This window comes from Roseateles sp. L2-2, from assembly GCF_050613215.1.
GTDB classification, from domain to species: domain Bacteria; phylum Pseudomonadota; class Gammaproteobacteria; order Burkholderiales; family Burkholderiaceae_C; genus Roseateles; species Roseateles noduli.
Genome location: NZ_CP192509.1, coordinates 5,275,587 through 5,295,748, shown reverse-complemented (window position 1 = coordinate 5,295,748; position 20,162 = coordinate 5,275,587). Strand labels below are relative to the sequence as shown.

Below are 20,162 nucleotides of genomic sequence, written 5' to 3'. Positions count from 1 at the left end.
GACCTACACTCGGCGTCATGTCCGACGCCCTTGATGCCCTGCTGCGGCGCGCCGACGCGCTGCTGACCCGCCTGGAGGCCGTGCTGCCCCAGCCCCTGACGTCGCCCGACTGGGACGCCGCCGTCGCCTTCCGCTACCGCAAGCGCGGTGCGAGCGCCCGGCTGGAGCCGGTGAAGCACCTCTCCGCGATCCGCCTGGCCGACCTCAAGGAGGTCGAGCCGCAGAAGGAGCGTCTGCTGCGCAACACGCGCCAGTTCGTGCAGGGCCAGCCCGCCAACAACGTGCTGCTGACCGGCGCGCGCGGCACCGGCAAGAGCTCGCTGATCAAGGCCTGCCTCAACGAGTTCGCCGGACAGGGGCTGCGTCTCATCGAAGTCGACAAGGGCGACCTGGTCGACCTGCCGGACCTGGCCGACCTGATCGCCGACCGGCCGGAACGCTTCGTGATCTTCTGCGACGACCTCAGCTTCGACGAAGGCGAGGCCGGCTACAAGGCGCTGAAGTCGATGCTGGACGGCTCCGTCGCCGCGGCCACCGACAACCTGCTGATCTACGCGACCAGCAACCGCCGTCACCTGCTGCCCGAGCAGATGAAGGACAACCTGGCCACGACCTATTCGGAGCGCGACGGCAACGTCGAGGTGCATCCGGGCGAGGCCGTGGAGGAGAAGATCTCGCTGTCCGAGCGCTTCGGGATGTGGATCAGCTTCTACAGCTTCAGCCAGCAGGAATACCTGGCCATCGTGGCGCAGTGGCTGACGCATTTCGGCCTGGACGCGGCCCGCATCGAGGCCGCCCGCCAGCCCGCCCTGGTCTGGGCGCTGGAGCGCGGATCGCGCTCGGGCCGTGTCGCCTACCAGTTCGCCCGCGATCTGGCGGGGCAGGGGCAAGTTCATGACTGACAAGAACGAATCCGCGAATCCGCACAGCCCTTCCGCCGCGAGCGATCGCGTCCCCGTGGACGTGGCCGTCGGCGTGCTGGTGCGTCGCGAACCCAACGGCCGCGAGACCGAATTCCTGCTGACCTCGCGCCCCGAAGGCAAGGTCTATGCCGGCTACTGGGAGTTCCCGGGCGGCAAGCTCGAAGCGGGCGAGACCGTCGAACAGGCGCTGCGCCGCGAGCTGCACGAGGAACTCGGCATCACCATCGGCGCGGCGACGCCCTGGAAGATCGAGCTGATGGAGTACCCGCATGCCAAGGTGCGCCTGCACTTCTGCAAGGTGTACGAGTGGCAGGGCGAGTTCGAGATGCGCGAGGGTCAGGCCATGAGCTGGCAGCACCTGCCGGTGCAGGTGCAGCCGGTGCTGCCGGGCACGATCCCGGTGCTGCAGTGGTTCGCCGCCGAGCGTTTCCATGTCGGGGCGACCCATGTCGTCTGAAGGCACGACCGATGGCGTGACCGATGTCGCCGCGGCGACCGCGGACTACACTGCCGCGATGGACTGGCTGGATCAGATCAAGTGGGACCGCGACGGGCTGGTGCCCGTCATCGCCCAGGAGCAGGGCTCGAACGACATCCTGATGTTCGCGTGGATGAATCGCGAGGCGCTGGCCCGCACCGCCGAGGTCGGCGAGGCGGTCTACTGGAGCCGCTCGCGACAGCGCCTGTGGCACAAGGGCGAGGAGTCCGGCCATGTGCAGCAGGTCCACGGCATCCGGCTGGACTGCGACAACGACGTGGTGCTGCTGAGCGTCACGCAGCACGGCCATGAGCCGGGCATCGCCTGCCACACCGGCCGCCACAGCTGCTTCTTCCAGAAGCTGGAGAACGGGCAGTGGACGGCGGTCGAGCCGGTCCTCAAGGACCCGGCGAGCATCTACAAGGCGTGAGCGACATGGCTTCCTCAGACACTTCCGCCACTGCAGGTTCGTCCGACTCGTCTGACTCGCCCGACTCGGTCTTCCCGCCCGACAGCCCGTCCCCCGCCGTGACGGCGCCGCTGACCGATCCGGCCAAGGCGCCGCTGAACGGCACGGACGTCCTGGCGCATCTGGGCGATGTCGTCGCCCAGCGCCGCGCCGAGGGCGATCCCGACAAGAGCTACGTCGCCAAGCTGTTCGCCAAGGGGCTGGACCAGATCCTGAAGAAGGTCGGCGAGGAAGCGACCGAGGTCGTGATCGCGGCCAAGGACGGCGCGCCGGACAAGCTGGTCTACGAGGTTGCCGACCTCTGGTTCCATTCGATCGTCGCGCTGGCGGCGCTGGACCTGCGACCCGAGCAGGTGCTGGCCGAGCTGGCCCGTCGCGAAGGCCTGTCCGGTCTCGAGGAATTCGCCCGCCGTAGCCCCTCCCCGGGCGCCGCATGAAGGAGCACGCATGACCCAATCGTTCGATCCGCCGCGCCCGCCCGACGTCGTGCTCGATCCCGAGCGCGAAGCCAGCCTGCGCACCATCGGCATCATCAGCTACGCGCTGCACGCGGTCGTGGCTATCGGCGCGCTGCTGCCCGGCGTGCAGGCCAGCATCGTGCTGCTGATCGTCGCGGTGATCGTCGACCTGGTGAAGCGCGACGAGGCCGCCGGCACCTGGCAGGCCACGCACTTCTCCTGGCGGCTGCGCAGCGTGCTGTGGTGCGGCATCCTGTACGTCGTCACGATCCCGCTGTGGTTCCTGCTGTTCGTTCCCGGATGGATCGCCTGGTGCCTGATCTCGATCTGGTTCCTCTACCGCATCGTGCGCGGCTGGCTGGCCATGAACGACCGCCGGCCCATGCCGCGCTGACCGATCCCGCGGATCTTCATCGACCCTTCAGCGTCTCCGACCATGAGCCACGACCCCAACTGCCTGTTCTGCAAGATCGTCCAGGGCCAGATTCCCGCGAAGAAGGTCTACGAGGACGACGATGTGGTCGGCTTCCACGACATCCATCCGTGGGCGCCGGTGCATTTCCTGCTGATTCCCAAGCAGCACATCGCCAGCATGGCCGACCTGCAGCCGGAGCACGCGCCGCTGCTGGGCAAGATGTCGGTGCTGGTGCCCCGGCTGATGAAGGAACTCGGTGTCACCAACGGTTTCCGGACCGTGATCAACACGGGTTCGGATGGCGGCCAGGAGGTGTTCCACCTCCACATGCACGCTGTCGGCGGCCCGCGTCCCTGGTTGAAAGGTTGAGCGCCGCCCTCATCTGGGGGCCTGACTGTGTGTTGCCGCTGCGGGCCGGGAGGGCCGGAGCGATCGGTTTTCCGATCCCGGACGTTCGTCCAGCGGTTGGTTACGGGCCCATAAGCCGCTGAAGCGGGGAGGGGCGGGCGTTGTTTGCCGACATGCCTGTCATGCGCGCACCGTAGAATTTCGGCTTCCGACTCTGGAGATTGTCATGGGTGGTTTGAGCATTTGGCACTGGCTGATCGTGCTGGTCGTCGTCATCGCCGTCTTCGGCACCAAGAAGCTGCGCAACGTGGGCGGCGACCTGGGCGCTGCCGTGAAGGGTTTCAAGGACGGCATGAAGGACGGCACCTCGTCCGACGCGCCGCCGCAGCAGGTGGCCAACGCCAACAAGGCGGCTGATCCGAACACCGTCGACGTCGACGCCAAGACGCGCAACTGAGCGCGGCCCGCATGGTCGATTTCGGCTTTGACAAGCTGGTGCTGATCGGCGCCGTGGCGCTGGTCGTGCTCGGCCCTGAACGCCTGCCGCGCGTCGCGCGGACGGTGGGCACGCTGCTGGGCAAGGCACAGCGTTACGTGTCCGACGTCAAGGCGGAGGTGAACCGGTCCATCGAGCTGGAGGAACTCCAGAAGATGAAGGGCCAGTTCCAGACTGCCGTCAACGACGTGCAGTCCAGCGTGCAGGAGCAGATGGACGCGGCCAACCAGTCGCTGCAGTCCACCTGGTCCGACCTGTCCGTGGACGGGACGAACGCGGACGGCAGCATCGGCGGCTACGCCAGCCCGGTGCCGGTCTACGAACGTCCCAAGAAGAACTGGCGCCTCAAGCGCGGCGCCACGCCGGTCTGGTTCAAGCAGCAGCAGGGCGTGCGTCGCCACGCCCAATCCGGCGCGGCCCGCGTGGCGCGCTTCCGTCCTTCCCGCCGAGCCCCATGAGCAGCCCCCAAGAAGACGAACTGGCCGGCACCGAACAGCCCTTTGTTTCCCATCTGATGGAGCTGCGCGACCGGTTGATCCGGGCGTTGCTCGCGGTCGCGGTGGCCTTCGGCGTCCTGTGCGCCTGGCCCGGTCCGGGCGGTCTCTTCGACCTGCTGGCGGTGCCGCTGGTCTCGCACCTGCCGCAGGGCAGCTCGATGATCGCGACCAACGTGCTGTCGCCGTTCCTCGTGCCCTTGAAGATCACCTTGCTGGCGGCCTTCCTGGTGGCCTTGCCGGTGGTGCTCTACCAGGTCTGGGCCTTCGTCGCGCCGGGCCTGTACTCGCACGAGAAGCGGCTGGTGATGCCGCTGGTGGTGTCGAGCACCTTGCTGTTCTTCGCGGGGGTGGCGTTCTGCTACTTCTTCGTCTTCGGCAAGGTCTTCACCTTCATCCAGAGCTTCGCGCCCAAGAGCATCACGGCGGCGCCGGACATCGAGGCCTACCTGGGCTTCGTGATGAACATGTTCATCGCCTTCGGCGCGGCCTTTGAAGTGCCGGTGGTCGTGGTCGTGCTGGCGCGCATGGGCATCGTCACGGTGGCGCAGCTCAAGCAGTTCCGCGGCTACTTCATCGTGCTGGCCTTCGTCATCGCGGCGGTGATCACGCCGCCGGACATCGTCTCCCAGCTCGCGCTGGCGATCCCGATGTGCATCCTCTACGAAGTCGGCCTCTGGGCCGCCAACGCCTTCGCGAGATACACCAAGGCCCCTGACGCTGAAGCTGAAGAGAGCAACGGCACCACCGGTTGATCTGAACGGCGCCTTCTAGCGAGGGCCAAGAAAAAACGCCCGATGCAAGCATCGGGCGTTTGTCCTTGGAGGCTGGGAAGACTTATTCGGTCTTCGCTTCCGCCTTGCGTTCCTGCGCGACCTTCGAGACCGCGACCGGCTTGCCTTGCAGCTGGTTCAGGGCCTGGCGCAGCGGGAAGTCCTCGGCGCTGCCGAACTCGGGCAGCGGCTTCGGCGCTTCGGCGCGCTTGGCGTAGTCGGCTTCCAGCTTCTGGCGGCGTTCCTCGCGGATCTTCTCCAGTTCCTTGGAGCGGGTCTCTTCCGTCTTCTCGTCCGAGCCGTGGAGATGCTTCTCCAGGTCGGCTTCGCGCATGCGCAGTTCGGCGAACACGTTGCCTTCGGCGGTCTCGTCCAGCGGGATGTCCGGCACGATGCCCTTGGCCTGGATGGAGCGGCCGCTCGGCGTGTAGTAGCGGGCGGTGGTCAGCTTGACCGCGGTGTCCGGGCCCAGCTGGCGCACGGTCTGCACCGAGCCCTTGCCGAAGGTCTGCAGGCCCATCACGGTCGCGCGCTTGTGATCCTGCAGCGCGCCGGCGACGATCTCGCTGGCCGAGGCCGAGCCTTCGTTCACCAGCACCACCATCGGCACGTTCTTGATCGCGTCCGGCAGGCGGCGCAGCGGATCGCCGGAACCGCGGCGGGCGTAGAAGTCCGGATCGGCGCGGTAGCTGGCCTTGGATTCGGCGAGCTGGCCGTTGGTCGACACCACCTCGACGCCCTTGGGCAGGAAGGCCGCGGAGATCGCCACCGCGCCTTCGAGCAGGCCGCCCGGGTCGTTGCGCAGGTCCAGCACGACGCCCTTGATCTTGGGGTCCTGCTTGTAGAGCTCGGCCAGCTTCTGGGTGAAGTCCTCGACGGTGCGGTCCTGGAACTGGCTCACGCGGACCCAGGCGTAGCCCGGTTCGACCAGCTTGGCGCGCACGCTCTGCACGCGGATTTCCTCGCGGGCGATGGTGACGGGGAAGGTGCGGCTTTCCGACTTGCGGTAGATCGACAGCGTGACCTTGGTGGCCGGTTCGCCGCGCATCTTCTTGACCGCCTGGTCGAGCGTCAGGCCGCGGACCGCGGTGTCGTCGATCTTGCTGATCAGGTCGCCGCTCTTGAGGCCGGCGCGGAAGGCGGGGCTGCCTTCGATCGGGGAGACGATCTTGACCAGGCCGTCTTCCATGCCGATCTCGATGCCCACGCCGACGAACTTGCCGGAGGTGCTTTCGCGGAATTCCTTGAAGCTCTTCTTGTCGAAGAACTGGGAGTGGGGATCCAGGCCGCTGACCATGCCGGAGATGGCATCGTTGATCAGTTTCTTCTCGTCGACGGATTCGACGTAGTCGGACTTCACGATCCCGAAGACGGCGGCGAGCTGCTGCAGTTCCTCGAGCGGAAGGGGGCTGGTGGTGCTGCGGGCATTGGCCTGCAGCTGCATTGTCGTCATGACACCGGCCATCGCACCCAATGCGACCCAGCCCGCGACTTTCAGTTTGGCGCCCATGATGAAAAACCTTGAATCAGTACAGCCTGGCTGCTTGGCGCCGCATGGTCCGTCCCCGTTGCGCGGGACGGAACAAAGGCGTTCCCAGTATATGTGTCCGGCAAAAATCCGGCCCGGCATCAACAACCGGTTTACCCCGCATTTACGCGTATCGCGGGCATCTTGCGCCCATTCGACAAGCGCCGACACGCGCGATGGCAACGGCTCGTGACCGTGGGAATGACTTCCGGCAGGGTGGTGCCGGGTCGGGGGTGCGATCGGGCACGGTCGGTGCCATGATCGATGCAACGCCAGCCGCGGCGCGACCCTGTCGTGCCGCAGTCGCCCGCCCACCAGGAGGAGTTCCATGGCCCTGCCGCATGCCGCCCCCGCCCAGCCTGTCGACGTCGCGCCGCTGGGCGCCGCGTTGAGTACCACGCCGTCCTCGGCGCTGTTCAAGTCGGAGGGCCTGGAAGTGATGCGCATCGTCCTGCCCAAGGGCAAGTCGCTGCCGGCGCACAAGGTCGACGGCGAGATCACGCTGCACTGCCTGGAAGGCGAACTCGAACTCAGCGTGCAGCGCGACGGCGCGGAGCAGCGCCATGCGCTGCGCGCGGGGCAGCTGTGTTATCTCGAAGGGGGCGTCGTGCACGCGGTGACCGGCGTGGTGGACGCGTCGGCGCTGGTGACGATCGTGCTGAAGCGATAGCTCTGAAGCGATAGCCCTGAAGCGGCAGCGCTGAGAAGCGCGCCGGAACCAACGCGAGGCGTTGGTCCCTCCGACAGGAATCGAACCTGTATTTGCCGCTTAGGAGGCGGCCGTTCTATCCATTGAACTACGGAGAGCCCGCGTGAACCGGCCTCAGAAAGGCCGGTCCGCGAAAGCGGCGGATTCTCGCATGGAAGCCGCGACCGTCAGTGGCGCGAACGGCGACAACGCGCAGGCGCATGGCTCGCGTCGCTACTCCCACTTCCACTGCCAGATCACGTCCAGGCCCTGCTGGTACTCGTTGGCCTGCGCCCGCAGCGTGAACCGCTGCGCCAGCTTGTAGATCACCTGCCAGGAGCCGGTGGTCGCGTTCAGCCCGCGCTCGTAGGCGACGAAGACGTTGCGGCTGACCTGCTTGCCCAGCCGCACCACGGTGCCGCGCGCGTCGTCGCCTTCGCCGCTGAAGGACAGCTCGTCCAGGCCGATGTTGTGGATCAGCTTGTCGCTGGCGCTCTCGCCGTCGCCGCTGATCAGCGCCATCGCGGCGCGCTGCATCAGCGCGGTGTCGCTGCGGCCCAGGTTGTCCGGCGAGCGTCCCAGCACCAGCCAGGACAGCTTGTTGGTCTCGCTCATGTCGGGCTCGGAGTAGAGCTTGATCCTCGGGCTGCTGGCCGTGCCGGTGACCGTCACGCCGACCCGCACCGCTTCGTTCTCCATGTCCGGCCGGATCGCGAGCACGTCCAGCCGCGGGTTGTCCAGCGGCCCGACGAAGCTGAAGATGCCGCGCTCCACGACCAGCTTCTGGCCGTAGGCGTTGAAGGTACCGCCTTCGCTGCGGACCTCGCCGGTCATCTGAGGCCGCGGCTGGCCGTCCTGCGCCAGGTGCAGCAGGCCGCGCAGCTTCGTATCGATGCCGTAGCCCTTGAGCTGCAGGCGTCGACCGAGGTCGAGATCCAGGTCGAGCTTGAGCCGCATCGGCTTGCCGCTGCCGTCCACGGCCTTGGGCGGCGCGTTCTGGCGCACCACCTGAACGTCGCTGTCGAGCTGCGGCGCGTCGCCGCGCGAGAAGTCGAACAGGCCTTCGACAACGACGAACTGTCCCTTCAGGTCCAGCAGCTGCGCGCTGGCCTTGAGCTGCGCGGCGCCGGTCGCGACGACGCGCCGGTCCACCCGCTGCAGCAGCGCGAAGGTGTCCGCCTTGAGCGACAGCTCCGCGCTCGGCTGCGCGCCGAAGCGCAGCGTGCCGTCCATGTTGACCGTGCCGTTGCCGGCGCGGGCAGTGAACTTCTCCAGCTTGGCTTCGCGGCCGCTCATCGTGAGCGCCAGTTCGCCCTGCTGCATGTCCACGCCCATCAGCGGATTGCGCAGCGACAGCTTCTGCGCGCCGGCCTGGCCGCGGACTTCCGGCGCGCCCAGCGTGCCGCCGAAGTTCAGCGTCGCGGCGAGGCTGCCGCCCAGGCGCCAGCCCGCCGGCAGCCACGGGCCCCAGTTGCCCATGTTGTCCACCTTGGCCTCGATGCCGCCTTCGAGCTTGGCGCCTGGCGTCGGCAACGCATGCGCGTTGGCCGTACGGAAGGTCACCGCGCCGCCGATGGCGCCCATGTTCTCGCCGGCCACGCCCTGCACCAGATGCCACACGCCCTGGTCCGCGAGCACGCCCAGGCGCAGGTCGGTCAGCGCGAGCCGCTGCGTGCTCACTTCGTCGGTGACGGTCAGGTCGCCCTTGGTGCGCTCGATCATCGCGTCCACCGTCAGCCCGCGCGCGTCGCGGCGCGACTTGAACCGGCCTTCGATCTGCAGGTCGCCGCCCCAGCCGAAGTCAGGCTGCAGCTTGTTCAGCACCGGTGCGGCGGCGATCGGCTCCAGCGCGGCCTGCACGTCCCACTCGCCGGACGGCAGGTGGGGCAGGGTCGAGCTCTGCCACACCATCCGGTCCCAGCGCAGGCCGGCGCCGAGCAGCTCCATCCGTCCCGGCGCCAGCGTCGCCTGACGTGGAGCGAGTCCCGGATCCAGTCGCAATGCGAGCGCCAGCGGACCGGCCTTCAGCAGCGGCGTGGGCTGCTGGCTGGCCTCCAGCGCGAGGGTCAGTCCGCGCGCCTGCCAGGCCGCGCCTTGGCGCCAGGCCTGCAGCGGATCGGTTTCCAGCGCGCCGTCCAGCGCGAGCCGTGCCCGCGCGCCCTGCGGATCCAGCGGCACCGTCTGCGCGAGGGCGGAGCCGTTCGCGCTCGCCGCCTGGGCCCGCGCCATCACCTTGGTCGGCGCCGGCTGCGTCAGCACCGGTGGCAGCGGCACCTGGCCCTGCATCGTCAGCGTCAGGCGGTGCTGGGCCCAACTGCCGGAAAGCTCCAGCTGCAGCTCGTCGAGCCGCGTGCTCTGCTGCGGCAGCCGCAGGTTGCGCAGTTGCGTGGTCCACGCCAGCTTTGCGTCCTTGAGGCTGGACAGCGTCCATTGGCCTGAGGCGTTGTCCAGCTGCAGCGCCGGCCGGCTGCCGGAGTTCGCCGGCAAGCCCGGCACGCCGGAGAGCCCGAAACCCTGGAGTTGCCACTTGCCGTCGCTGCCGTACTGCGCCTGACGCGCGCCGGGCTGGATCAGCACGACGGTCGCCTGCGCCTGAGCGCTGCCGACGATGGTGGCCTGCGGGAACTGCGCGCGCAGCATCGGCTGCAGGCTGGCGAGCTTGGGCGCGTTCACGTTGATCGACAGGTCGACCTGCTCGCGTCGCGCCGCGGCGTTGATGCGGCTGCGCGCCTGCAGCGTCGCGTCGGCCAGGCGCAGGTCGGCGAGCAGGTCCGGTGCCGCGGTGCCGTTGCGGCTGTAGCGGATCTGGCCGCTGAGCGGCAGGCCTTGCCATTCGCTGGGCTGCAGGTCGACGTCGGCCTTGCCTTGCGGCCACAGGCTGCCGCGCACCGACTGTAGCGCGGCCTTCAACCGACCGTTGAGCGCCTGCGGTGCCGCACCAGCGGGCAGCGGATCGGGGCTGAGCCGGCGCGGGTCCAGGCCCTGCACCGACGCTTCCACGCGGGTCTTCCAGCCCGACGCGAAGTCGAGCGCCTCGTTCAAGGTGAACTCGCCCTCGGCGTTCAGCGTGGCGGGGCCGGAGCGCGCCTGCAGGCGCTGCAGGTCGATCGACCGGGTGCGCAACTCGGCGGCCAGGGTGACGGACAACGGCGCTTGCAGCTTCCCTTGTCCGAGCTGGCCGGCGAGGTCGCCTTCCACCTGCAGGGACTGGTCCTTGGAGGCCGCCGCGATGCTCGCCTTCGTGCTGAGCTTGAGTTCGCCGCGCGCCTGGACCAACGGCCAGCGCGCGTCGATCTGGCGGCTGTCGAGGCCGGTCAGCTTCAACGTCAGCACGCTGCCGTCGGCCTGGCTGGTCTGGCCGACCGCCTGCAGTCGGCCACCGCCGGCGACCAGCGCGTCCAGACGCGGCAGGCGCAGCCGGGTCCAGTTCGACGGATCCAGCAGCAGGTCCAGTTGCAGCTGACGCAGCGGCAGCCGATCCTGATCGAGGCGACCGGCGGCGCTGTTGTCCAGGTCCGCCTTCACGCTGAGCGACTTGTCCGCGTTCGGCGTCATCGTGACCTTGCCGGTCAGCCCGGTGTGCGGCACGCCCTCGGTGCCGGGCAGCAGCGCGGCGAGGTCCAGGTCCTTCGCCTGCGTCTCCAGCTGCGCGACGGGGAAGGGCGCGAACGCCTGCAGGCGCGCCTGCACCTGCAGCCGCTGCTTCGCGGCTTCGAGCGAGCCCTTCAGCGTCAGGCCCGCGATCGGACCGTCGAGCCGGAACGGCGCGGTCCAGGGCAACTCGCCGCTCGGCTGGCTCAGCGTCCAGCGGCTGGTGAGCTTCAGGTCTTCCTGCGTCGCGATCGTCGCTTCGCCGGCGAGGGTCAGCTGTTGCCAGCCCAGCGACTTCACGGTCAGCGCATGCAGCTTGCCGCCGTCGGTGCCCAGCGACGCGCTGCCGCGCAGGCCGCGCAGCGGCTGCGCCAGGCCGGGCGCGAAGACTTCGCCGATCTCCAGGTCCGCGATGGTGATCGCGACCGGCGACAGCAGGCTCAGCGGCGGCTTGGCCGGTTCGGTCGACGTGCTGGGCGCGACCTGCACCCGCAGGCGCGCGACGGCCAGCCGGTCCGCCCGGACCTCGCCCCACAGCAGCGGCGATCGGTTCCAGACCAGCCGGACGTTCCGCCACTGCAGCTGTTCGAGGACGATGCGGTCCTCGGTCCCGGGCAGGACGAGCTCGGCGCGATCGACGTCGAAGTCGCCCAGCAGGCGGCCGCGCGCGTTCTGCAGCGACAGGCCCGGCACCTTGGCCAGCACGTAGGCGGTGCCGCCTTCGGTCTTCAGCGCCCAGGTCAGCGCGAGCGCGACCAGGCCGATCAGCACCGGCACCGCGAGCAGTACCCACAGCAGCCCGCGGCCGCGACGACGACGGCGCGGCGGCGCGTCAGCCGGAGGTGAAGAGGAATCGTCGCGCGGGTCGCTCATCGGATTACAGGTTGATGCCGACGCTGAAATGCAGGCGCCACTTGTCGACCAGGTTGCCCTTGGCGAAGTCGAAGCGCAGCACGCCGACCGGGCTGCGATAGCGCAGGCCGGTGCCGTAGGCCCAGGCGGGGTGGTAGTCGCCCCAGTTCTGCGCGGCCTGGCCGGCGTCGATGAACACCGCGCCCATCAGCTGCGGGATGCGCGGGGTGAGCGGATGCGAGACCTCGACGCTGCCGTTGAGCATCACGCGGCCGCCGGTCTGCGCGCCGGTGGAGTTCACCGGTCCCAGGTCGTTGTAGCCGTAGCCGCGCACGCTGTCGTCGCCGCCGGTGCGGAAGCGCAGCGCCTCGGGCAGGCCCAGCTTGCCCTTGGCCAGGATCTGTCCGCCTTCGAGCCGTGTCGAGAACAGCCAGCGTCCCGACAGCGGCGTGTACCAGTACACCTTGCCGGTCGCCCGCGCGAACGGGCCGTTCTTCTCCGACGAGCTGTCCGCCCAGCCGCCGCCGACCGTGGCGGTGGCGCTCCAGCCCTTGGTCGGCAGCACGCGCGAATCCAGGCGCCGCCAGGTCATCTGCTGGTTCAGCGACACCGCGCCTGCCACCGTCGTCGGCGTCTCGGGCTTGTGTTCCCAGGCGCGTATCACCTCGATGTAGGTGAGCCGGTCCTCGGGATCCGTCTCCTTCGCGTAACCGAAGCGCGTGCTGAGGTTGAGGTTGACCTGGTCGTTGTCGTCGATGCGCTCGACCTTCACCAGCGCCAGGCTGCGCTGCATGTTGGGCTGCGGGTGCGAGCTGATTTCCGTGTCCAGCGCCTGGCGCACGCGCGACAGCTCCAGCTTGCTACGCTCGCGGATGTTCAGGCCGAAGGGCTTGCGGTGCGTGTATTCGATGTTGGCGCTCGGGCCGTCGACGGTCCGGTAGCCGACGCCCAGCACCACCTGCTGGCGTGCGGCCTCGCGGATCTTCACGGTCACCGGCACCTCCACGGTCTCGGCGCCGGGCGGCGGCGTGACGCTCTCGGGCTGGATCTCGACGCTGGCGCTGTCGAACAGCTGCGTGCCCACCAGCCGCTCCTGGAAGTCCAGCAGCAGCCGCTCGTTGTAGGGCTGGTGCAGCTGATACCCGGCCAGCCGGCGCACGCTTTCCTCGGGCTGGTGGTTCAGGCCTTCGACGGTCAGTTCGCCGAGCGTGAACAGCGGCCCGCTCTCCAGCGTCACGGCGATGTCGACCTGGTTGTCGTCGGCCTGCACGACGGCCTCGCTGTGCGTCATCCGGGCCAGCGGATACCCCTGCGCCCGTGCCCGCGTCAGCAGCGCGTTCTTCGCCGCGGCCCAGTCGCCCTGGCTGAAGCCCGTCTGCGGCGGCAGCAGCCAGCTCTGCGTCAGCGTGCGGTCCAGCGCCGTCGCCAGCTTGTCGCCGCGCTCGGCGGCGGTCTTCAGCGGGCCTTCGACGCGCAGGTCCATCTGCCGGACCAGCGCGCGCGGGCCGGTCTCGACGATCAGCCGCAGGTTGCGCACGCCGTCGGACAGGTCGCCCACTTCCTCGGTCCGGACCTTGGCGTTGAAGTAGCCGGCGGTCTCCAGCAGCTTGGTCGCCTGCTCGGGCGCGACGGCGGCCAGCCGGCGCAGCTCGCCGGCGGTCAGGCGCATGTCTTCCGGCGTGTCGCGGAAGCGCGCCAGGTCCAGGTGTTCCATCAGCAGCGAGCGCAGCTCGGGCGGGGCCTCGATGGTCAGCTCATAGGCCGAGATCTTGCGCGTGCTGGTCACGTACGGGTTGTTCGCGTCGGCCTCTTCCGTCACGGCGACCTTCACCTGCGCCTTGCGGTCGGTGGGCAGCAGCGAGCAGCCGCTGAGCAGCGCGAGCGCCGCGACTGCCGCCAGGATCGGCCGCCCGCATCGCGACCATCGACTCACCAGGAGGGGCCTCGGGGTCGTCGCCGTCATCGATTGAGCACGCGCATCGCCTGTTCGAGGCCGCCCATGGTGAGCGGCATCATGCGTTGCTGCATCAACTGCTGGATCAGGGAGATGCTCTGGCGGTACTGCCAGACCCCGGCCGGTTCCGGATTGATCCAGACGTGCTTGTTGAAATGGGCGGTCAGCCGCTGCAGCCATTCGGCACCGGCTTCCTCGTTGTTGTACTCGACGCTGCCGCCGGGCTGGAGGATCTCGTAGGGGCTCATGGTGGCGTCGCCGACGAAGATCAGCTTGTAGTCCCGGTTGTACTTGTGGATCAGGTCCCAGGTCGAGGTCTTCTCGCTGAAGCGGCGCCGGTTGTTCTTCCACACGAAGTCGTAGACACAGTTGTGGAAGTAGAAGAACTCCAGGTGCTTGAACTCGCTCTTGACCGCGGAGAACAGCTCCTCGACCCGATGCACGTGTTCGTCCATCGTGCCGCCGACGTCCATCAGCAGCAGCAGCTTCACCTTGTTGTGCCGCTCCGGGATCATCCGGATGTCCAGCATCCCGGCGTTGGCCGCCGTCTTGTGGATGGTGTCGTCCAGGTCGAGTTCCAGCTCCGAACCTTCGCGCGCGAAGCGGCGCAGCCGGCGCAGGGCCACCTTGATGTTGCGGGTACCCAGCTCGATGTTGTCGTCGTAGTCCTTGTAGGCGCGCTGGTCCCAGACCTTGACCGCGCTGCGCTGGCCGCCGGGGCCGCCGATGCGTACGCCGCGGGGATTGGCCCCGCCGTTGCCGAACGGACTCGTGCCGCCGGTGCCGATCCAGCGGCTGCCGCCTTCATGGCGTTCCTGCTGTTCCTCGAGCCGCTGGCGCAGCGTGTCCATCAGCTCGTCCCAGTCCAGCGCCTTCAGCTGTGCGAGCTGCTCGGGCGTCAGTTCGCGTTCGAGCTGCTTGGTCAGCCATTCCTGCGGCAAGGCCTTGAACAGGTCGCCCATCAGCTCGACGCCCTTGAAATAGGCGGCGAAGGCGCGGTCGAACTTGTCGAACAACGCTTCGTCCTTGACCAGCGAGGTCCGGGCGAGCGCATAGAACTTGTCCACCGTCGGGCCGCTGCCGCCGACGTCGGTGTCGTCGAGCACCCCGGCCTTCATCGCTTCGAGCAGGGTCAGGTACTCCTTGACGGAGACGGGCAGCTTGGCGGCGCGCAGCGTGTAGAAGAACTGGATCAGCATGGGCCTCCCCCTAGACTCCGGGGCATCAGGGCATTATCCATGCCGACCGGCGGGCCGCAGGCGTAGCATCGGCACCAAATACGGGCCCGCGGTCGCGGGACCGCGGAGCCTCCAACGTTGGGGTCGGGCGAATGGATCACGGGCAGGGCAGCGGCGACGACAACGCCGAGGTCGAAGGCATGCTGGAGGCGCTGTACGGCGCCATCGGCGAGGAACGCGGCCGTTGGGTCGGCAGCTTCCAGAATTACCGGCTGACCAGCGCGTTCCAGCCGGTCTACAGCTATCCGCACCGGCGGCCGGTGGGTTATGAGGGCTTGATCCGCGTCGAGGACGAACGCGGCCGCCCCATCGCCCCCGTCACCGCCTTCGAGGGTGTCGGCAACTTCGAGCAGCAGATCTGGCTGGACCGCCTGTGCCGGCTGCTGCACGTGCACAACTTCGTTGCGCAGCGGCAGCCCGACTGCTGGCTCTTCCTGAACATCCACCCTGCCGTCTTCATGCATGCGGCGCTGCAGGTACGCATGCTCGCGCGCGCCGTCGAGGTCGTGCATCAGCTCGGCCTGCCCACGCACCGCCTCGTCTTCGAGGTCACCGAGGCCGTCATGGCGCGCGACGACAGCTTCGAGGAGGCGGTCGAGGCTGCGCGCGCCACCGGCTGCCTGCTGGCGCTGGACGACTTCGGCGTGGGGCATTCCAACTTCGACCGCATCTGGCGGATCCGTCCCGAGATCGTCAAGCTGGACCGTTCCCTGCTGATGCGGTCGCGCGGATCGCGGCGCATGGCGCGGGTGCTCTCGCAGATGGTGGCGCTGCTGCACGAGTGCGGCTCGCTGGTCCTGCTGGAGGGCATCGAGACCGTCGAGGATGCGCAGCTCGCCATGGATGCCGACGTGGATCTGGTGCAGGGTTTCGCCTTCGGGCATCCGGCGCCGTTCCTGCGCGACGGGGAGGGCGTCTCCGCGCTCGAGGACGTCTGGAGCCTCTTCAACGAGCGCCAGGCGCAGCTGCGCCGCGATCACCTGGACCGGCTCACGCCGTTCCGCACGGCGTTGGCGCTGTCGCTGCAGGCGGTGCAGCAGGGCCGGCCACTGGCCGAGGCCTGCCAGCCTTTCCTTCAGCTGGACGGCGCGCAGATGTGCTACCTGCTTGACGACGATGGGCGTGAGATCGGCGCGCGTGCGGTGCCGGCCTCGGGTCCGGCGGCGATCGATCCGCGTTTCCTGCCGATGGAGCGTGCGGGCGATGCGCGCTGGGCGCGTCGGCCCTACTTCCGCCGTGCCGTCGAGACGGTCGGCGAGATCCAGACCACGCGTCCCTACCTGAGCCTGCATGGGGCCAGGATGTGCGTGACGGTGTCTGTCGCCTACTGGCAGGACGGACGCCTTCGCGTCCTGTGCGGTGATCTGGACTGGGACGAGGTCTAGCCCCGCAAGTCACTCGCACTCCCCAGGCCCGCAGTCAGCGGGTGAGTGTGGGGCCGGAATGGGGCTGGGGGTTCGCGGACGCGATGCCCCCTGCCCCGTGGAGTGCCCGCGCTTGGCGACGCGCAGTCGAGCGTCCCCGACGGTACGCAGTACGGCTGAGGCAAGGCCTGTCCCCGGGTCCGGGACTTGCCAAAGTAGGGCGGGTCCAACTTCGGCGAGGTCCTGCGGGGCCGCTGTCCTCCCATGTCACGACTGCAGTACCTGCTGGCCGCGCTCGCGGCTGGGGCGCTCCTCGCCCATGTGCCCGCGAGGGCTGCGGCGCCTGCCGCCTGTTCATGGGACCGGCCGGGGCACGACAGCTTCATGGGGGACGTGCCGTCGGCGGTCGATCGCTACAAGGACATCGCGCCGGAGGTGCGTGAGCGTTTGAAGGCGCGCATGCGGGCGCACGACTACGACGACATTGTCGAGATCTCGCGCGATCGCATCGCGGGCAACGCCGGCTACGAGCCGGAGATTCGCGACATGCATTTCGGCCAGGGCCGTGTCTGCGCGAGTGTGAGTCGTGATCGCTGGTCCGACGAGCAACGCGAGCGTGCGCTGGTCTATTGCGAGGGCACGGCCTGCGTGATGGTGCCGACGGTGTGCCGCAACGTGAGCCGCATCGCGCGGGTGCCGGGCGGCGGGGGAGGTCCTGTGCCGCCGCCGGGGGAAGGCGAACTGCCGTTCGATCCGCCGGGTGCTGGCGCACCCACGCCGGTGCCGGAGGCTGTGCCGCCGCTCACGACCTTGCCCCCGTCGCTGTTGACCGGCGTCCCCGCCGTGCCGCCGGGGGCGTTCGCGAGTCCGCCGGTCTCGTTCGCGCCGCCGTCCGCAGGACCGCCGCCTCCGTTCATGCCCGCGCCGCCGCTGTTCACGCTGCCGCCGCGCGTCACGGAGGTCCCGCCCCCGGCGGTGCCGGAGCCCTCGACGTTCGCGATGGCGGCGGCGGGTCTCGCGTTGCTGGCGTGGCTCGTCAGGCGCGCTTCTTCTTCGCGACGGTCTTTGTGACCGCCTTCGTGACCGCCTTGGATTTCGCCTTGACGCGCGTCTTGCTGCCTGCCGTGTCGTGGCGCTTGAGCCAATCGAAGAACTCGCCGTACCAGAGCTTGGAGTTGCGCGGCTTCATGACCCAATGGTTCTCGTCCGGGAACCAGACCAGCCGGGCATCGACACCCTGCGCCTTCAGCGTGTTGTAGTAGGCCAGGCCCTGCGCGTCGGGCACCCGGTAGTCGAGCTGGCCGTGGATGACCAGCGTCGGCGTGTTGAAGTGCTGCGCGTAGCCGATCGGGCTCTGCGCCGAGACCTTCGCCGGATCCTTCCAGTACGCCGTGCCCAGTTCCTTGGCGTGCCACAGGTAGGCGTCGTTCGCGAACATCGCCGTCCAGTCGAAGCAGCCCGCGTGGCAGATGTAGGCCTGGTAGCGGCCGGCCGGCACGTGGCCGTTCATCCACGCGACCATGTAGCCGCCGTAGCTGCCGCCGGTGGCGAAGACCCGCGCCGGATCGGCCCAGGGCTGCTTGAGCAGCAGATCGGTCGCGATCTCCACGTCCTGCAGTTCCAGCTCGCCCCAGCGTCCGGTGATCGAGTCGGCGAAACGGTTCCCGAAGCTCGACGAGCCGTGGTAGTTCACGCAGGCGACGACGTAGCCCTGCGCGGCCATCGCCTGATGGTTCCAGCGCCAGTGCCAGCTGTCGCCCATCGCCGTGTGCGGACCGCCGTGGATCAGCTGCATCAGCGGGACCTTGGTCTTCTGCTTCGGATCGAAGCCCGGCGGGTGGTAGAGCCACATCTGGACCAGCTCGCCGAGCGCGCCTTCGTACCAGAGCTCCTCGACCTCGCCGAAGCGCACGCCGGCCAGCGCCGCGTCGTTGAAGGACTCGATGCGGTGCAGCACCTGCTCTTGCGCGTCGCCTTCGCGATCGACGACGGACACCTGCGGCGGGAAGGACGCGCTGTCGTGCAGCACGACCAGCGTGCCGGCTTCCAGCGCGAACGCGCCGACATGGCCGCCTTCGCACAGCGGGAAGGCGTGCAGCGTCTTCACGTCGAAGCGGTAGAGGTGGCGGCGGCCCTGCTCCTCGGCGCAGAAGAGCACGCCCAGGTCGTCTTCATCCCAGCGCAGCGGCGCGGCCACGTCCTGGTCCCATTCTTCCGACAGCACGGCCCAGTTGCCGTGCGTGTCCAGCACCGCCAGCTGCTGCGGCATCGTGTGCTTCAGGCCCTGGTGGGTCGCGATGAAGGCGATGTGCTGGCCCGCGTGGCTGTAGACCGGTGCGACCAGGTCCCAGCCCGGCTCGTGCAGCAGCACCTGCGTGCGGCCGGAGCGCACGTCGATCTCGGCCAGCGCGTTGCGGTGTTCCAGCGTCTTGGGCGTGATCGGATCGAAGCTGAACACGATGCGACGGCCGTCGGGCGAGATGTCGAAGGTGTCGGCGTCGGGCTCGGCACGGCTGAGTTCGAAGTCGGTGCCTTCGAACAGGTCGCGGACCTCGCCGCTGGCGATGTCGAGCACGTGCAGGTGCGGCACGCGGTTCATCGGCAGCGAGTGGTCCCAGAAGCGGTAGAAGCCCTCTTCGGTCACATACGCGCTGTCCTTGCGGTCCTTGTCCGCCTTGCGGCGCTCTGCCTGCGCGGCCTGGCCCTTCAGGCCCGGGTCGACCCAGGACACGAAGGCCAGACGCTGGCCGTCCGGGAACCACTTGAAGGATTCCACGCCGAAGGGCAGCTGCGTGACGCGGCGCGCTTCGCCGCCGTCCGGCGGGATCACGTAGAGCTGCGGCGCCTCGTCCTTGTCGCCTTCCTGCTCGCGGCGCGCGATGAAGGCGACGGCGTCGCCGGTCGGGCTCCAGCGCGGCTGGCCGTCCTTCTCGCCGGCGGAGGTCAGCGGACGCGGCTCGCCGCCCAGCGTCGACAGCAGCCACAGCGAGGTCGCGCCCTTGTTCTTCTCCATGTCGTGGCGCGTGACCGGCACCACCGCCTGCGCGCCGTCCGGCGACAGGCTGGGCGCACCGATGCGCGCCAGCGCCCACAGCGCGTCGACGTCGAAGGTCTTCAGTCCAGTGGATTGCCTTCTCGCGAGCGCCTTGGCGGGCGCTTTCGCGGGAGTCTTCTTCGAGGTGGCCATCAAGCGCTCCGGGGTTTGTCGAGTTGCCATTGCAGGTGGGTCTGGATGGTCGGCCATTCGGCCGCGGTGATGCTGTAGACGGCGGTGTCGCGCGGCAGCCCGTTGGGCATGAGCACGTGCGAGCGCAGGACGCCGTCGAGTTGCGCGCCCAGGCGCTCGATCGCGCGGCGGCTCTGCGTGTTCAGGCGGTTGGTGCGGAACTCCACCGCGATGCAGTCCAGCGTCTCGAACGCATGCCGCAACAGCAGCAGCTTGCACTGCGTGTTCAGGCCGCTGCGCTGGTTGGACGCGCGGGTCCAGGTGGAGCCGATCTCGACGCGGCGGTTGGTCGCGTCGATGTTCATGAAGGTGGTCATGCCGGCGACGCGGCCGTCGGCGTCGAAGACGGTGAACGGGTTCATCGAGCCCGCGTCGCGCAGGCCCAGCCGGCGGTCGATCTCGGCGCCCATGCGGTCCGGGGCGGGCACGGTGGTGTACCAGAGCTTCCAGAGTTCGCCGTCGGCGACCGCGTCGACCAGCGCCTCGCGGTGGTCCTGCGACAGCGGCTCTAGCCGCGCATGCGGGCCGGTCAGCGAAGCCGGCGCGGTGAAGGGGTTGGGTGCGGTCATGGATGGCGCCGACCCTCGGCCGGCAGTGCGAGGAAGAAGGTGCGGTGCAGGGAAGGACGGGGAGGAAATCCTCAGCCCTTGTTGCCGAGCAGCAGCCGGCGCAGCGCCCAGCGGCAGCCGCCCATCCCGACGAGGATCGTCAGCAGGCCCAGGATCTGCGTCGGTCCCCAGCCGGGTTCGCCGATGAATTCCCAGCCCAGCGCGCGACCGGCCAGCAGGCCGATCACGCCGCCCCCGACGAACCCGAGCGCATCGGCCAGCGCGGCGCGCCAGGCGGTGTTGAAGTCTTGACTCATGC

19 protein-coding genes and 1 tRNA gene are annotated in these 20,162 nt (G+C 68.9%); 12 read left to right on the top strand and 8 right to left on the bottom strand.

Features of this window, described 5'->3' with window-relative positions:
* Positions 1-17 precede the first annotated feature (17 nt).
* The 9 genes from ACQZ13_RS23670 to tatC all read left to right on the top strand — a co-directional run bounded on the left by ACQZ13_RS23670 (position 18) and on the right by tatC (position 4,836).
* Positions 18-902 (top strand): ATP-binding protein, encoded by an 885-nt coding sequence (locus ACQZ13_RS23670; RefSeq protein WP_431048337.1) that lies wholly within the window; start codon positions 18-20, stop codon positions 900-902.
* Complete coding sequence (locus tag ACQZ13_RS23665) at positions 895-1,380, top strand: NUDIX domain-containing protein (protein WP_431048336.1); 486 nt, start codon at positions 895-897, stop codon at positions 1,378-1,380. The genes ACQZ13_RS23670 and ACQZ13_RS23665 overlap by 8 nt, the downstream gene beginning before the upstream one ends.
* Positions 1,381-1,438: 58 nt before the next feature.
* Complete coding sequence (gene hisI / locus ACQZ13_RS23660) at positions 1,439-1,831, top strand: phosphoribosyl-AMP cyclohydrolase (RefSeq protein ID WP_331618164.1); 393 nt, start codon at positions 1,439-1,441, stop codon at positions 1,829-1,831.
* A gap of 110 nt (positions 1,832-1,941) precedes the next feature.
* Positions 1,942-2,307 carry a phosphoribosyl-ATP diphosphatase gene (locus ACQZ13_RS23655; RefSeq protein WP_431053370.1) on the top strand — a complete coding sequence of 122 codons (366 nt, stop codon included), beginning with the start codon at positions 1,942-1,944 and terminating at the stop codon, positions 2,305-2,307.
* A 10-nt stretch (positions 2,308-2,317) separates the two neighbouring features.
* Positions 2,318-2,722: a DUF4870 family protein gene (locus ACQZ13_RS23650; protein WP_088406071.1), complete on the top strand. Its 405-nt coding sequence runs from the start codon at positions 2,318-2,320 to the stop codon at positions 2,720-2,722.
* Between the two features lie 42 nt (positions 2,723-2,764).
* Positions 2,765-3,112 (top strand): histidine triad nucleotide-binding protein, encoded by a 348-nt coding sequence (locus ACQZ13_RS23645; protein ID WP_431048335.1) that lies wholly within the window; start codon positions 2,765-2,767, stop codon positions 3,110-3,112.
* Between the two features lie 205 nt (positions 3,113-3,317).
* Complete coding sequence (gene tatA / locus ACQZ13_RS23640; protein ID WP_431048334.1) at positions 3,318-3,548, top strand: Sec-independent protein translocase subunit TatA; 231 nt, start codon at positions 3,318-3,320, stop codon at positions 3,546-3,548.
* An 11-nt stretch (positions 3,549-3,559) separates the two neighbouring features.
* Positions 3,560-4,045 carry a Sec-independent protein translocase protein TatB gene (tatB, locus tag ACQZ13_RS23635; RefSeq protein WP_088406068.1) on the top strand — a complete coding sequence of 162 codons (486 nt, stop codon included), beginning with the start codon at positions 3,560-3,562 and terminating at the stop codon, positions 4,043-4,045.
* Positions 4,042-4,836, top strand: a complete 795-nt coding sequence (tatC, locus tag ACQZ13_RS23630; protein WP_088406067.1) for a twin-arginine translocase subunit TatC — start codon at positions 4,042-4,044, stop codon at positions 4,834-4,836. The genes tatB and tatC overlap by 4 nt, the downstream gene beginning before the upstream one ends.
* An 82-nt stretch (positions 4,837-4,918) precedes the next feature.
* Here tatC and ACQZ13_RS23625 read toward each other — a convergent pair whose 3' ends face one another.
* On the bottom strand, positions 4,919-6,364 hold the full coding sequence (locus ACQZ13_RS23625) for a S41 family peptidase (protein WP_088406066.1): 1,446 nt from the start codon (positions 6,362-6,364) through the stop codon (positions 4,919-4,921).
* Between the two features lie 346 nt (positions 6,365-6,710).
* Here ACQZ13_RS23625 and ACQZ13_RS23620 point away from each other — a divergent pair, with 346 nt between their 5' ends.
* The gene (locus tag ACQZ13_RS23620; protein WP_431048333.1) at positions 6,711-7,052 is read left to right on the top strand and encodes a cupin domain-containing protein; all 342 of its coding nucleotides are present in this window, start codon (positions 6,711-6,713) and stop codon (positions 7,050-7,052) included.
* 62 nt (positions 7,053-7,114) lie between these two features.
* Here ACQZ13_RS23620 and ACQZ13_RS23615 read toward each other — a convergent pair.
* The 4 genes from ACQZ13_RS23615 to ACQZ13_RS23600 all read right to left on the bottom strand — a co-directional run bounded on the left by ACQZ13_RS23615 (position 7,115) and on the right by ACQZ13_RS23600 (position 14,666).
* Positions 7,115-7,189: transfer RNA gene (locus ACQZ13_RS23615), tRNA-Arg, on the bottom strand.
* A gap of 115 nt (positions 7,190-7,304) precedes the next feature.
* Positions 7,305-11,534, bottom strand: a complete 4,230-nt coding sequence (locus tag ACQZ13_RS23610; protein WP_431048332.1) for a translocation/assembly module TamB domain-containing protein — start codon at positions 11,532-11,534, stop codon at positions 7,305-7,307.
* A 4-nt stretch (positions 11,535-11,538) separates the two neighbouring features.
* Positions 11,539-13,446, bottom strand: coding sequence for an autotransporter assembly complex protein TamA (locus ACQZ13_RS23605; protein WP_431048331.1), 1,908 nt, complete (start codon positions 13,444-13,446; stop codon positions 11,539-11,541).
* 26 nt (positions 13,447-13,472) lie between these two features.
* A complete protein-coding gene (locus tag ACQZ13_RS23600; RefSeq protein WP_431048330.1) occupies positions 13,473-14,666 on the bottom strand; it encodes a vWA domain-containing protein in 1,194 nt (397 codons plus the stop codon).
* A gap of 131 nt (positions 14,667-14,797) precedes the next feature.
* Here ACQZ13_RS23600 and ACQZ13_RS23595 point away from each other — a divergent pair, with 131 nt between their 5' ends.
* Both ACQZ13_RS23595 and ACQZ13_RS23590 read left to right on the top strand, forming a co-directional pair.
* Positions 14,798-16,090 (top strand): EAL domain-containing protein, encoded by a 1,293-nt coding sequence (locus ACQZ13_RS23595; protein WP_088406061.1) that lies wholly within the window; start codon positions 14,798-14,800, stop codon positions 16,088-16,090.
* 243 nt (positions 16,091-16,333) lie between these two features.
* Positions 16,334-17,140, top strand: coding sequence for an MHFG family PEP-CTERM protein (locus ACQZ13_RS23590; RefSeq protein WP_431048329.1), 807 nt, complete (start codon positions 16,334-16,336; stop codon positions 17,138-17,140).
* Here the strand turns inward: ACQZ13_RS23590 and ACQZ13_RS23585 are convergent.
* The 3 genes from ACQZ13_RS23585 to ACQZ13_RS23575 form a co-directional block, all read right to left on the bottom strand.
* Positions 17,106-19,256, bottom strand: a complete 2,151-nt coding sequence (locus ACQZ13_RS23585; protein ID WP_431048328.1) for a S9 family peptidase — start codon at positions 19,254-19,256, stop codon at positions 17,106-17,108. The two genes, ACQZ13_RS23590 and ACQZ13_RS23585, sit on opposite strands and share 35 nt — an antisense overlap.
* Positions 19,256-19,864 (bottom strand): GNAT family N-acetyltransferase, encoded by a 609-nt coding sequence (locus tag ACQZ13_RS23580; RefSeq protein WP_431048327.1) that lies wholly within the window; start codon positions 19,862-19,864, stop codon positions 19,256-19,258. Before ACQZ13_RS23580 ends, ACQZ13_RS23585 begins: the two co-directional genes overlap by 1 nt.
* 71 nt (positions 19,865-19,935) lie before the next feature.
* Positions 19,936-20,160, bottom strand: a complete 225-nt coding sequence (locus ACQZ13_RS23575) for a hypothetical protein (RefSeq protein WP_431048326.1) — start codon at positions 20,158-20,160, stop codon at positions 19,936-19,938.
* Between the last annotated feature and the right edge of the window lie 2 nt (positions 20,161-20,162).